8 protein-coding genes are annotated in these 12,613 nt (G+C 71.1%); 2 read left to right on the forward strand and 6 right to left on the reverse strand.

Annotated features, from left to right (window positions below; all coding sequences use genetic code 11):
- Nucleotides 1-7 precede the first annotated feature (7 nt).
- From AW271_RS02535 to AW271_RS02560, 6 genes are read right to left on the reverse strand one after another with little or no spacing between them, the layout of a single operon-like run.
- Nucleotides 8-1,093 (reverse strand): 2-oxo acid dehydrogenase subunit E2, encoded by a 1,086-nt coding sequence (locus AW271_RS02535; protein ID WP_062331073.1) that lies wholly within the window; start codon nucleotides 1,091-1,093, stop codon nucleotides 8-10.
- Nucleotides 1,090-2,061 carry an alpha-ketoacid dehydrogenase subunit beta gene (locus AW271_RS02540; RefSeq protein ID WP_062331076.1) on the reverse strand — a complete coding sequence of 324 codons (972 nt, stop codon included), beginning with the start codon at nucleotides 2,059-2,061 and terminating at the stop codon, nucleotides 1,090-1,092. Before AW271_RS02540 ends, AW271_RS02535 begins: the two co-directional genes overlap by 4 nt.
- Nucleotides 2,058-2,969 carry a thiamine pyrophosphate-dependent dehydrogenase E1 component subunit alpha gene (locus AW271_RS02545; RefSeq protein ID WP_062331080.1) on the reverse strand — a complete coding sequence of 304 codons (912 nt, stop codon included), beginning with the start codon at nucleotides 2,967-2,969 and terminating at the stop codon, nucleotides 2,058-2,060. Before AW271_RS02545 ends, AW271_RS02540 begins: the two co-directional genes overlap by 4 nt.
- The gene (locus AW271_RS02550) at nucleotides 2,966-4,186 is read right to left on the reverse strand and encodes a glycosyltransferase family 4 protein (protein ID WP_062331083.1); all 1,221 of its coding nucleotides are present in this window, start codon (nucleotides 4,184-4,186) and stop codon (nucleotides 2,966-2,968) included. The genes AW271_RS02545 and AW271_RS02550 overlap by 4 nt, the downstream gene beginning before the upstream one ends.
- Complete coding sequence (locus AW271_RS02555; RefSeq protein WP_062331086.1) at nucleotides 4,183-4,506, reverse strand: phosphopantetheine-binding protein; 324 nt, start codon at nucleotides 4,504-4,506, stop codon at nucleotides 4,183-4,185. The genes AW271_RS02550 and AW271_RS02555 overlap by 4 nt, the downstream gene beginning before the upstream one ends.
- Nucleotides 4,503-9,941, reverse strand: a complete 5,439-nt coding sequence (locus AW271_RS02560; protein WP_169806262.1) for a non-ribosomal peptide synthetase/MFS transporter — start codon at nucleotides 9,939-9,941, stop codon at nucleotides 4,503-4,505. Before AW271_RS02560 ends, AW271_RS02555 begins: the two co-directional genes overlap by 4 nt.
- Nucleotides 9,942-10,487: 546 nt before the next feature.
- Between AW271_RS02560 and AW271_RS02565 the strand changes: the two genes are divergently transcribed.
- Together AW271_RS02565 and AW271_RS02570 are read left to right on the forward strand one after the other, a co-directional pair.
- Nucleotides 10,488-11,708, forward strand: a complete 1,221-nt coding sequence (locus tag AW271_RS02565) for a glycosyltransferase (RefSeq protein WP_169806263.1) — start codon at nucleotides 10,488-10,490, stop codon at nucleotides 11,706-11,708.
- Nucleotides 11,705-12,607 carry a TauD/TfdA family dioxygenase gene (locus tag AW271_RS02570; protein WP_062331093.1) on the forward strand — a complete coding sequence of 301 codons (903 nt, stop codon included), beginning with the start codon at nucleotides 11,705-11,707 and terminating at the stop codon, nucleotides 12,605-12,607. The genes AW271_RS02565 and AW271_RS02570 overlap by 4 nt, the downstream gene beginning before the upstream one ends.
- The last annotated feature ends 6 nt before the right edge of the window (nucleotides 12,608-12,613 follow it).

Below are 12,613 nucleotides of genomic sequence, written 5' to 3' on the forward strand. Positions count from 1 at the left end.
CGACGCGTTATTCCAACCATCTGCGCGGTTCCTCCAGCAACCGCTTGACCGCTCCGAGGAAGAGCGCGGCGTCCCGGCCGTTCACGACGCGGTGGTCGAAGGCGAGCCCGATCCGGACCGTCTGCCGGACGATGAAACCTTCATCGCCCCGCTGCACCTCCTGCTGGGTGGACGCCAGCGACAACGCCGCCACGTGGCCGGGATAGACGATCGGGATGGCGAACTCCACGCCCGCCTCGCCGTGCAGGGTGACCGCGATGTTGGCGCCCTCCAGGTCGCGTTCGCGGAAGCTGCCGCGCAGCGCGGTCATCCGGTAGTCCATGAGCTCGCGGGCCACCGCGTCGAGCGGACGCACGTCCGCGTCGCGGACGACCGGCACGAACAGGCCCTTGCCGACGTCGATGGTGACCCCGACGTGCGACCCCTCCGCGAGCCTGATCCGGCCGTCGCCGAGCCAGCTGGCGAACAGGTGCGGGAACTCGGCCCGCTGGTCGGCCACCGCCTTGACCAGCAGTTCCGACAGCCCGATCAGGGTCCGGGCGTGCTTGGACAGGTCCCGGGTGAGCTTGGCGGTGTCGGTGACGTCGGCCTTGACCGCCGTGAACGCCGCCGGGATGGTCTGGTGCGACAACACCACCACGTCGGCCGCCTGACGCTGCGCCCTCGGCAGCGTGATCACCTCGCGCGGGTCGGCCAGCGCCGCCACGTCCTCGGCCCGGATCACCTTCCGGCCGAGCGCCCGCACCCGGTCGAGCGAGATGCCGTGGTGCTCGATCAGCGCCTGGGCCGGGCGGGTGATGACGACGTCGATCTCCCCGGACGTCAGCGGCGGCACCTCCGGGATCACCGGTTCGGCCACCTCGACCGCCGCCCCGATCGCGCCGATCAATTCGCCCGGCGCGCAGTCGCCGGAATGCACCCGGATGACCAAAGTCCCGTCGGCCGGACTTTCCAGTTCCTCCGCCGTCTTCGACGTTTCGATCACCACGAGCGGGTCGCCCTGTTTCACCTCCTGGCCGTCGGCCGCGAGCCATTCCACGAGGATGTAGCTGTCGTCGTTGTTGTTCAGCTTCGGAATGCGGAATTCGGTCATTTGTTTATGGCTCTTCGGATGTCGGCGGGCTGGACGGTGCAGCGGGCCTCGAGGTGCGCGGCCGTCGGGATGATCGAGTCGGGGGCCGAGATGTGCGTGATCGGCGCGGTCAGCCGGCCCCACAGCCGCTCGTGCAGCACCCGGGCCACCTCGGCGCCCCAGGTGCCCCCGGCGGTGCCGTCCTCGGCGACGTGCACCCGCCTGGCCGCCGCGAGCACGTCGGCGACCGGGGTCACGTCGAGCGGGTGGAGGCGGGCGGGGACGAGCAACGTACAGGCGATCTCGTCTTCCAGCAGCAGGTCGCGCAGGGCGGCGACGGCGCGGTCGGTGAGGCCGCCCGGGGCCAGCAGCACGTGCTCGGTGTCCTCCTCGGCCCGGATCACCGCCCAGCCGTCGCGCAGCTCGAAGGTGTGCAGGCCGTCGCCGCCGCTGAGCATCGGCTTGGTGTAGAGGACCTTGTCCTCGAAGAACACGGCCGGCGTGCCGCTCGCGAAGATCTCGCCGAACAGCCGCTCGGCGTCGTGGAAGGGGCTCATCTCGTAGACCGACAGGCCCGGGACGCCGATGAAGTGCTTCTGCAGGCTCTGGCTGTGCGTCGGCCCGTAGCCCCGGCGGCCGCCCGTGGGCAGGCGCACGATCAGCGGTACGTCCACCCGGCGGCCGTACATGGTGGTCGACTTGGCCGCGAAGTTCACCAGCTGGTCGAAGGCCAGCGTGGCGAAGTCGCCGAACATGATCTCCACGATGGCCCGGTCGCCCGCGAGGGCCAGCCCGGCGCCGACGCCGACGATGCCCCCCTCGGACAGGGGGGTGGACATCACGCGCGGGCCGAAGCGGTCCGACAGCCCTTTGGTGATCTTGAACGCGCCGCCGTACGGATCGGAGACGTCCTCGCCCAGCAGGTGCACCGACGGGTCGCTCTCCATCAGCGCGTGCAGCGACCGGTTCAGGTGTTCGGCGACTCTCATGACCACTCCGACAGGGGCCGGGCCAGCACGTTCTCCACGGCGGCGTCGATGAACGCGCGCTCGATCTCCTCCAGCGCCGCGACTTGCGCGGGGAAGTCGCGCGTGTAGTGGGCGTACCAGTCGCCCGCGGCGGCCTCGGCCAGCTCGGCGGCGGTCCGGGTGTCGTCGCCCTTGCTGTGCGGGCCGGCCCGGTGGACCGACGCCTCGAACACCGCCGGGCGCTTCTCCCGCCGCACGTAGTCGGCCAGCGGGGCCAGCGCGCCGCGCACCACGTTGACGTCGACCGACTCGACCCGCTCGTGCCGCACGCCGAACCCGGCGCAGCGGCCCGCGATCGACCCGGCCATCTGGGCCCCGGTCGGGGTCGACTGGGCGATCCGGTTGTGCTCGACCACGACCAGCAGCGGGGCGCCCCACAACTGGGCCATGTTGAGGGCCTCGTACACCGACCCCTCGCCCCAGGTGCCGTCGCCGACGTACGCGCACACGATCCCGTCGCCGGTCCGCTTGTGCCGCAGCGCGACCCCGACCGCGACCGGGAGCGACTCGCCCTGGACGCCGGTCGACAGGAACCGCTCGTGGTAGATGTGCTGGCTGCCGCCCACCCCGTTGCAGAGCGCGCCCTCGCGGCCGGTGATCTCGGCCAGCAGGGCGTGCGGCTCGTCGTAGCGGGCCAGGAAGTGGCCGTGCCCCCGGTGGTTGCTGAACACGTGGTCCTCGGGCCGCAGCAGGGCGCTGACCGCGACCGGCACGTGCTCCTGGCCGAGGCAGGTGTGCGTGGTGCCGTTGAGGCGGCCCTGCTCGAACAGGCGCAGCAGGGCCTTCTCGAAGTGGCGGATGCGCAACATCCGCGACAGATCGGCTTCCGAGACGGGCGTCAGCGTGCGTTCCCGCACCGCTCCGATCATGACTGGGACTCCTTCGCGCGGGCCGCCGCCAGCGCGGCCAGCGCGGCGAGGCGGCGGTTGGGGCGCAGGGCGGTGAGGTGGGCTTCCAGGGCGCCGGCGTCGAGCGAGCCGATGAAGTCGAGCGCGGCCTTGCGCGACCGGCGGGCCAGGTGGCGGTGCAGCGCCTCGTCGCCCGTGACGGGGTCGAGGGCGTTCAGCCAGGGGCCGAGGTCCTGCTCCGGCACGACCGGGACCGGCCGGGCCTGGCCGACCGACTCGTAGCGTTCGATGCTGCGCACCGGGACCGAGTAGGGCACGCCGAGCTTGGCCTCCGACAAGCCGCCGACGGCGCTGGCGATCACCGGGATCCCCCGGGCCATGGCCTCGACACAGGCGTACCCGAAGGTCTCGTCCCAGAGCGAGGGCATGAGCAGGACCTTGGCCCGCGACAGGACGTCGTCGATGTCGTCGGACGGCTGCCCGATCTCGATGTTGGGCCGCCGCTTCAGCTCGTCGAGGTCGTCGGCGGTGGTGCCCCAGGTCGGCACGGCCAGGAACCGCAGGCCGGGCCGCGCGTCGGCCAGGCCGAGCAGCACGCTCAGGCCCTTGTAGCCGCACGGGTTGATCATCGTGACCAGGTCCCCGGCGGCCAGCTCTGGCGGATCTCCGTAAATATGCGGATAAATCAGCGTGGACGAGATGTCGCCCCACTTCTGCAGGTACGCCCCCGCGGCCTGGCTCACCGCCACGACCGACGCCGCCAGCTTCACCATCCGGGTCCCGGCCGCGCTCGGGTAGAACGCCCCGGGCCCGAACGGCAGCTGCTGCAGCGTGTGCGCCAGATAGACCACCCGCTCCGGGGCCGCCCTGAGCGCGGCCCCGAGAACGATCAGACCCGGGTCGTCCGACGGGACCAGCGTCCAGTCGGGGGAGACCTCGGCGGCCACCTCGCCGATCCGCTTCGCGAGCAGCGACGCTCGGGTCACCACGTGGGCCCGCACCCCGTTGTACTCGTAGACCAGCGCGTCGGGCGTGGCCGACGTCACCTCCGCGCCGAGACCCTTGAGATAGCTCACGTGGTCGTCGGTGGACGTCGCCCGCAACGCCCCGCTCATCGGCGCCACGACGTGGCACTCGTGCCCGCGCGCCGCGAGCTGTTCCATCATGATCCGGTTGGACTTGTTCGCCCCGCCGTGGCTGGGCAGGTGGAACATGTTCTGGGCGAGCAGGACTCTCATGCGTTGTCGGAGAGCAGTTCGTTGATCTCGTCGTCCGACATGCCGTCGAGCTGCTTCAGCAGGGCGGCCAGCTCGTCGTCGTCCACGGCCGCGATCCGTCCCTGGTCGATCGCCTTGGACGCCTCCGCGACGGTGAACCCGGACGCGAACAGCACGTCGATGGGTAACTCGACGCCGAACTGCTCCTCGACCCGGGCCAGGAACTGGACCATCGTCAGCGACTGGCCGCCGAGTTCGAAGAAGTCGTCGTCGACCGACGGCGGGGCCTGGCCGAGCAGCTCGGTCCAGATCTCGGCGACGGCGGATTCGGTGGGGGTCATGCGGAGGTTCCCTTCAGTTCTGCGAGACCGACCAGATCGTCGGGTTCGGCGTCAGGGGTGTCCCGGTCGAAGTTCCGGAGCGCCCGGTGCCTCAGTGCGATCACGATCGTGACGGCCATGGCGAGGCCGCAGATCAGATAGAGCAGGCCGATGCCGCGCCCCTCGCCGACGCCGATCACGGCGCCGACCGTCGAGGCGAGCGCGCCGTCCTCGCGCAGCAGCGGGACGAACACCAGCCCGGCCAGCCAGGCCTGCACGGCCAGGCCGATCGGCTGCGTCGACATGGCGAGCATCTGGTTGATGGCGATCACACGGGCGTGGTAACGCTGCGGCACCTTCGAGTGGATGATCGTGATCCAGATGCCGTCGCTGATCGTCATGAACAGCGCCATGCCGGCCGCCCCCACCGCGACCAGCGGCAACCACGGCCGCAGGCCCATCGAGAAGGCGAACAGCGCCACGACGGCCACGGCCGAGAGCATGCCGAACATCCGGCGGCGGCGCGGGCCGCCCCAGATCGAGATCACGAACCCGCCCGCCACCGCTCCGGCGGCGGCGACCAGGGCCACGGTCCCGGTGTCGCCCAGGTCGCCCATCGAGAGCACCAGCGGCGAGATCATCGTGAACGCGGTGAACAGGAAGAAGTTGACGGCGAACATGGTGATCGCCATCGCCCGCAGGCCCGGCCGCCGCCACAGGTAGCGGAAGCCGTTGCGGATCTCCGCGCCGACCGTCTCCCGCCGCGTCCAGGCCATGGCCTTGGGGAACGGCGTGATCAGGGTGACGGCGACGGCGAACAGGTAGCAGACGACGTTGGCGATCAGGATGCCGTCCAGGCCGATCGCGGCCAGCACCCCGACCGCGAACAGCGGGACCATCAGGCGGCCGATCGCGTTGCCCAGCTGGAGCACGCCGCCGGCGTGGCCGAGATAGTGCTTGGGGGCCAGTTGCGGCACGGCCGACGCCCAGGCCAGGCGTTGCACCGTCAGCGCCACGCTCAGCAGGACGAGGATTCCGTACAGGGCGGGCATCGGGAGCGTGTCGGTGAGCAGCAGCCCCAGCATGAGCGCCTGCAGGCCGAGGCAGGCGCCGTCGCCGATGAGCATCGCCCTGCGGCGGTCGCTCCGGTCGACCAGCGCGCCGACCAGCGGCGAGAGCACCAGGCCGGGCACCAGGGCGATGATGGCGAACAGGCTGAACTGCAGCAGCGAGCCGGTCTTCAGGTAGGCCCAGATCGGCACCGCGAACTCGGTCATGGCCGTGCCGACCATCGACACCGTCTGGCCGGTGGCCACCCGCAGGAACCGGCCGAGCGTCGCCTCGGCGGGCGGCTTCTCGCGGGAGACCGCCTCCTTGCGCCACGTTGCGGCGGCGTGCGGGCCGTCGAGGTCGGTGTGCACGGTGGTGATGATCTTCGCCAGCTCCTCGGCCCGGTAGCGGAGGAAGTAGTGGCCCGCCTCGTCGATCACCACGAGCGCGGTCGTCCTGGCGGTGACGTGCCAGTCGCGGTAGCGCTCCTCGTAGAAGTCGGTGATCGGGTCGCGGCTGCCGACGATCGAGATGACCGGGGCGGTCAGCGGGGTCGCGCCCTCGTCGATCAGCCGGGTGAAGTAGGCCTCGCCCGCCTTGGCGTCCGAGCGCATGGTGGTGACGATGCGCTCGACCTCCTCGGCGCCCAGGCCGTCGAGGTCGGCGCCGATGGCGCGCAGCCAGTTGGCCTCGGAGTTGTTGTTCCGCAGCCGCCGGTTGTTGAAGTAGTGCTTGTTCAGCAGGCCGCTCAGGCCCTTGGTCGGGACGGCGAACGGGAAGCTGCCGGCGATGTAGACGGCGTCGATCTCCCGGCCGGCCGCCTCGACGCGGCGGGCGATCTCGGTCGTGAGGGCGCTGCCGACGCAGTGGCCGTACAGCACCAGCGGGCCCTTGACCTTGGCCAAAATCTCGTCGCAGATCTGCGCGGCGGCCTCGTCGAAGGGCAGGATCTCCTCCTCGACGCCCAGCTCGTGGCCGGGCAGGGCGACCGCCTGGAGCGCGACGCCCTTGGGCAGCGCGTCGGCGAGCGCCTGGTAGACGACCGCGCTGCCGCCGCCGTAGGGCACGCAGACCAACGTCATCGTGGGTGCGGCGATCGGCTTGGTGAGCCGGACCAGCAGGCCCTGCTCCTCCTCGGCCGGTCCGTCGACCAGCGCGGCCAGGGCCGCGACGGTCCGGTTGGCCAGCGCGTCGACGACGCTGACCGGCCGGTCGGGCATCGTCTGGCGGAGCTTGGCGATCATGCGGATGAGCAGCAGCGAGTGGCCGCCCAGGGCCACGAAGTCGTCGTCGGCGCCGATGGTCTCGACGTTGAGGACCTCTTTCCAGACGCCCGCGATGAGGAGCTCGGTCTCGGTGCCGGGCTCGCGTCCCGCCGAGGCCGTGACCCGCGGGACGGGCAGGGCCTTGCGGTCGACCTTGCCGTTGGCGTTCAGCGGCATGCGGTCGAGCTCGGTGAAGACCACCGGGACCATGTACTCGGGCAGCCGGAGCGCGCAGTGCTCCTCCAGGCCCCGCACCGGTCCGGCGACCGGCACGTAGTAGGCCACCAGTCGTTCCTCGTGCACCGCCGCCACCGCGTCGCGCACGCCCGGATGGTCGAGCAGCGCGGCCCTGACCTCGTCCAGTTCGATGCGGTAGCCGCGGATCTTCACCTGGTCGTCGAACCGGCCGAGGAACGCCACGTTGCCGTCGGGCAGCCAGAGGACCCGGTCGCCCGTCTTGTAGACGCGTTCACCCTCGAACTCCACGAACCGTTCGGCGGTCAGGTCCGGTCGGTTCATGTAGCCGCGGGTGACGCCGACGCCGCCGACGTACAGTTCGCCGGGGACGCCCGCGGGGAGCAGGCGGCGGTGCGGGTCGAGAACGAACATGCGCATGTTGGGCAGTGGCGCCCCGATGGGGACGACCTCGTGGTGCTGCCGGTGGGTGACCGGATAGACGCACGTGCCGACGGTGGCCTCGGTGGGGCCGTACTCGTTGATCAGCCGTCCGGGGCCGAGGATCTCGAGCCAGCGGTCGGCGAGCGAACCGGGGAGGGCTTCCCCGGCCACGACGATCACTCCGGCCAGCGCGGCGGCGCGGGCGTCGTCGAGCTGATGGCCCAGCACCTCCAGATGGCCGGGGGTGAGCTTGATGAAGCTGAAGTCCCGGCCGCTGAGCAGCTCGCCGAGCTCGCCCATGTCGAAGTCCTGGTCGAGCACGGTCACCGCCTGGCCGACCACGAGCGGCGCCCACAGGTTGGGCACGACCAGGTCGAAGGCGACCGACCCGAGCAGCGGCGCGCCGCCCTCGCCCCGGGAGGCGAGCTCCTCGACGGCCCACCACACGTGGTTGACCAGCCCCCGGTGGGTGACCTGGACGCCCTTCGGCTTCCCGGTCGAGCCCGAGGTGAAGATCAGGTAGGCCAGCCGGTCGAGGTCGGGCTCGACGTCGACCGGCGTGGTGTCGCCGTCGATCGCGGCGACCTCGACGACCGTGGGGCCGTCGAACCGGGACAGGTACTTGCGCTCGGTCAGCACCAGCGAGGTGGCCGCCGTCTCCAGCATGTCGGCGATGCGCTGCGGCGGGAACGCCGGGTCCATCGGCACGTACGCCGCCCCGGCCAGCCACACGCCCAGCAGCGACGCGATCAGGTCGGGGGAGCGGTCGAGCAGCACCCCGACGGTGCTCTCGGGGGTGACCCCCTCGGCCAGCAGCCGCCGGGCGATCTGGTTGGCGCGGGCGTGCAGGTCGGCGTGGGAGACGTCCCGGCCGGCGAACCGGACCGCGGTCGCGGTCGAGTTCCGGTGCTGCGCGAGCAACAAAGGGAGCGCTCTCTCTGGGTACGGACGCCCTGAGTCGTTCCACGTCCCGAAGATCGTGTCCCGCTCCTCGGGCGTCACCAGGTCGAGCTCGGCCAGCGTGGCCGACGGGTTCGCCGCGATCTGGGCGGCGAGGTGGTGGTAGTGGCCGACCATGCGGTCGACGACCTCGTCGTCGAGCAGGTCGCGCCGGTAGGTGAAGTCGAGCCCCGTGACGTCGCCGTCGAGGTGGACGAGCAGCGACAACTCGTAGCCCTGGTGGTCGACCTCGTGGTCCCAGATCGAGGCGGTCAGGCCGGGCCAGTCGCCGCGCTGGTCGCGGAAGCCGCGTAAGGAGAAGCTCACCGGCAGCGTCAGGCCGACCGCGTCGGCCAGCACCGACAGCGGCAGCTGGTTGCTCAGCGCGCCGCCGACGGCCGCCCGGATCCGCGCGGCGACCTCGGGGAACGCGGGGTCGCCCGACAGGTCGCCGTGGATCGGCACCGCGTTCACGAAGCACCCGACGACGCCTTCGAGCTCGCGCCGCCGGCGCCCGCCGTTGGTGGTCGCCAGGGTGACCCCCTCGGCGCCGGTGTAGCGGGCCAGCAACATCGAGAACACCGCCAGCAGGGCGGTGAACGGCGTGGTGCCCGGCCCGCCGGCGGCCTGCAGCGCGGCGAGGGTGCCCGGGGCGAGCAGGCTCCAGTTCGTGCTGGTACGCCGCCCGTCGGCGACCGGCCGTTCCCGCCGCACCGGCAGCTCGACCGCCGGGGCGCCGTCGAGGGCCGTCCGCCAGTAGGCGGTGCGCCGGGCGACCGCCTCGGGGGTCAGCTCGGCCCGCGACCAGGCGGCGTAGTCGGCGTACTGGACCGGCAGCGGAGGCAGCGCGGACAGGGCGGCGGAGGCGCTCCCGGCCGCCTCCCCGGCGAGCGTCTCCGTGCCGAGCGTCTCCGTGCCGAGCGTCCGCGCGCCGAGGAACTCGCCGTAGAGCGTCGCCAGTTCGTCGGCGAGCAGGCCCATCGACCAGCCGTCGGCGGCGATGTGGTGGCACACGACCAGCAGGGCGTGCGACTGCTCGGCCAGCCGGATGAGGGTGGCCGCGACGACCGGCCCGTTCCGCAGGTCGAACCGCCGGGTCACCGCTTCCGCGGTGATCTCCTGGGCGAGGTCGGGGGCGCCGTGGAACTCCAGCGGCATGGGGAACGGGTCGAGCACCGTCTGGAGCGGCTCGTCGCCGCCCGGGGCCGGGACGTTCGCGGTCGAGGAGCCCGCCGTCTGGGCGGCCTGCTCGCCGGGAGTCGCGTAAACGGTACGCAGGCTCTCGTGTCGGGCGATCAGGGCGTCGAGGGCGGCGGTCAGCGCCGGGACGTCGAGCGGGCCGTCGAGCCGCAGCCCCAGAGTGGCGTTGGGGGCCGGGGCCACGCCGTCGAGTTGGGCGCCGAGCCACATCTGGCGCTGCTCGAAGGAGCAGGCGAGGGGGCCCTGGTCGCGCGGGACGACGGGGATGGGGGATTTCGGACGCGCGGTGAGCAGGCGGGCGAGGGCCGCCTGGCGCGCGGGGGAGAGCCCGCCGAGGGAGCTACGGGGCGCGGACTCGGGTGTGGATGTGGACGTCACTGCCACGGAGTGGCCTTTCTTTGAACGGTCCAAGGCAACCCGAAAAAGGCCGGCGCGATAAGCGCCATCCTAATGTTGCGCTGAGTTGCAGAAAGTTGCGGAACCCAATTAACCGTCATGGGAGCGCTCCCACTGCACCCCCACAAGAGATTAATGGAACCTATTCGCAACGCGCAAGTGCGCGCCGCGCGCCGTCGGGGAATGTCGGCTTACCCGCGAATTACCGATGAGTAAGCGAACGACCCTCCTTCGCTCTGCTGTTGTGCAGGTCAGGCATCCGGGAGCAGGATAGTATAGAACTTAAAAAAAGTCACGACCATGAGTCTGCCCCACATTCCCGGAGTACTGGAAGCGGTCGTTCCATTATGCGGGATCACCGTTGACAGGAACATGTCGCTGCTGCTTCTTTGGTTGCATTCAGGGCGGGCATCCGGGAACAAGAGAGCGCTTTCTCGTCGGAGTATCACCCACCGGCCGCCATCGATGCAAGGGACCAGAAACTTTCATGCGCAACTCACTGTCAGCCGAAATTCCGGGCGCCGGGCGGGTGGCGTGCCGAGGATAATCGCCGTCACCCATGGCACCGACGGTGACGTGATGCCCTTCGTCCGGCTCGGTGCGGAACTGCGCCGCCAGGGCCATGAAGTGACCCTGATCACCCACGCGCCCTACCGGGCCGCGGCGGGCGGCCTCGACTTCGCCGCGATCGACACCGCCGAGCAGTTCGCCCGCCACCAGGCCGACACCGCCCAGCTCATGGACACCCGCAGCGGCCTCGGCTGGCTCGCCTTCTACGAGCGCAACGGCCTGTTCGAGCAGCTCGCCTTCGAGGTCAAGGCCATCGCCGAACGCCACGAGCCGGGCCGCACCGTGCTGGTCGGCCGGCACACCTCCGCCTTGTCGGTCCGGTTCGCCGCCGAACTCCTCGGCTGCCCGGTCGCCTGGGTCGCGGTCTCCCCGATCCAGGTCATGGGCGCCCGCCTGGCGGCCCACATGTACGCGACCGAACTCGCCGGCGGCTTCCAGGCCGTCCGCGACGACCTCGGCCTGCCGCCGATATCCGATTGGCATGGCTGGTTCGCCGGCGCCACGATGGACGTCGGATTGTGGCCCCGCTGGTTCGACCAGGCCGGCGCGAAATCCCCGGCGCGATTCGAACTCGCCGGATTCGCCGTGCCCGACGCCGCCTCCCGGGAAACGTTCTCTCCGGACGTCGTCGCCGACCGTCCCGTCCTGGTCTCGGGCGGCACCGGGCGCATGCTGAACGCCGACTTCTACCCTTCCGCGCTGAAAGCGGTCGAGGGATTTCCGGCCGTGGTCGTCACGCCCTATCCCGAATTGTTGCCCGCGCCGCTGCCCGACGGGGTGCGCTGGTTCGAACGGTTGCCGTTCGACCAGGTCGTACCGGAAGTCAGAGCGGTGGTGCACCACGGCGGCATCGGCACACTGACGCGCGCGCTGATGGCCGGCACCCCGCAATTGGTGCTCGCCGACGGCGCCGACCGTCCCGACAACGCCGCCCGGCTCGCCAAACTCGGGCTGGCACGATGGCTTCCGCCCGGGAAATGGCCCGAGGCGGGGGAACAGCTGCGCGACCTGCTCGCATCGGGGGAGCGGCCGGCAGCACCCGAGGACCTCGACCCGTCGTCGGGCATCACGAGAGCGGCGGCCCTCATTGCCTCGCTCCTCGGCCCGCCGCGCCCGGTTCGTCCCGTCCTCACGGAATCCCAGCGCGAAGCGCTCCGACGCCACCTCCGAAAAGGATCCCGATGAGCTGGCAACCCCATGAGTTACACAGCGACGGCAGGCCGCTGGCCGACTTCCTGCGCGACACCCCCGTCGACGACCTCCTGGTCGAGAAGAAGGCCCTGGTCTTCCGCGGCTTCGGCGTGACCGAGGCGACGCTCGACCCGCCGATGGACGTGCTGCTGCCCGACCGGCTGGCCTACGTCCACGGCAACTCCCCCCGCACCAAGGTCGGCCAGAACGTGTACACCTCGACGGAGTACCCGGCCGAGTACACGATCTCCATGCACAACGAGTTGTCCTACGCGGCGTCCTGGCCGTCGCGCCTGATGTTCTTCTGCGCCAAGGCCGCCGAGTCGGGCGGCGCGACCCCCGTGGTCGACGGCGTGACGTGGCTGGAGTCGCTCGACCCGGCGGTGCGGGAGGCATTCGCCAAGGGCGTGCGCTACACCCAGAACCTGCACGGCGGCATGGGGCTCGGCAAGAGCTGGCAGGAGACCTTCGAGACCTCCGACCAGAAGGCGGTCGAGGAGTTCCTCGACGCCTCCGCCGCCGAATGGACGTGGCGCCCCGACGGCGGCCTGCGGGTGACCCAGATCCGCCCGGCGACCACGCGTCACCCGGTGACGGGCGTCGAGGTCTGGTTCAACCAGAGCGACCAGTGGCACCCGGCGTCACTGGGCGACGAGACGGCGATGATGCTCGCCGAGATCATGCCGCCGGAGGACCTCCCGCAGTCGGTCCAGTACGCCGACGGCACGCCCATCCCGGCCGAGCACGTGATCCAGGTGCGCGACCGGGGCCTGGAGCACGCCGTGAACGTCGACTGGCGGACCGGCGACGTGCTGCTGATCGACAACGTCCTGGTCGGCCACGGCCGCCGGCCCTTCACCGGCTCCCGCCGGGTCCTGGTCGCGATGAGCTGACCCCAA

The sequence above is a fragment of the Herbidospora sakaeratensis genome, assembly GCF_001570525.1.
Lineage (GTDB): Bacteria > Actinomycetota > Actinomycetes > Streptosporangiales > Streptosporangiaceae > Herbidospora > Herbidospora sakaeratensis.

Bases quoted from the DNA above. Each gene is read 5' to 3' on its own strand.
- AW271_RS02570 (WP_062331093.1), top strand. From the start codon at position 11,705: ATGAGCTGGCAACCCCATGAGTTACACAGCGACGGCAGGCCGCTGGCC.
- AW271_RS02540 (WP_062331076.1), bottom strand. From the start codon at position 2,061: ATGAGAGTCGCCGAACACCTGAACCGGTCGCTGCACGCGCTGATGGAG.
- AW271_RS02550 (WP_062331083.1), bottom strand. From the start codon at position 4,186: ATGAGAGTCCTGCTCGCCCAGAACATGTTCCACCTGCCCAGCCACGGC.
- AW271_RS02535 (WP_062331073.1), bottom strand. From the start codon at position 1,093: ATGACCGAATTCCGCATTCCGAAGCTGAACAACAACGACGACAGCTAC.
- AW271_RS02545 (WP_062331080.1), bottom strand. From the start codon at position 2,969: ATGATCGGAGCGGTGCGGGAACGCACGCTGACGCCCGTCTCGGAAGCC.
- AW271_RS02555 (WP_062331086.1), bottom strand. From the start codon at position 4,506: ATGACCCCCACCGAATCCGCCGTCGCCGAGATCTGGACCGAGCTGCTC.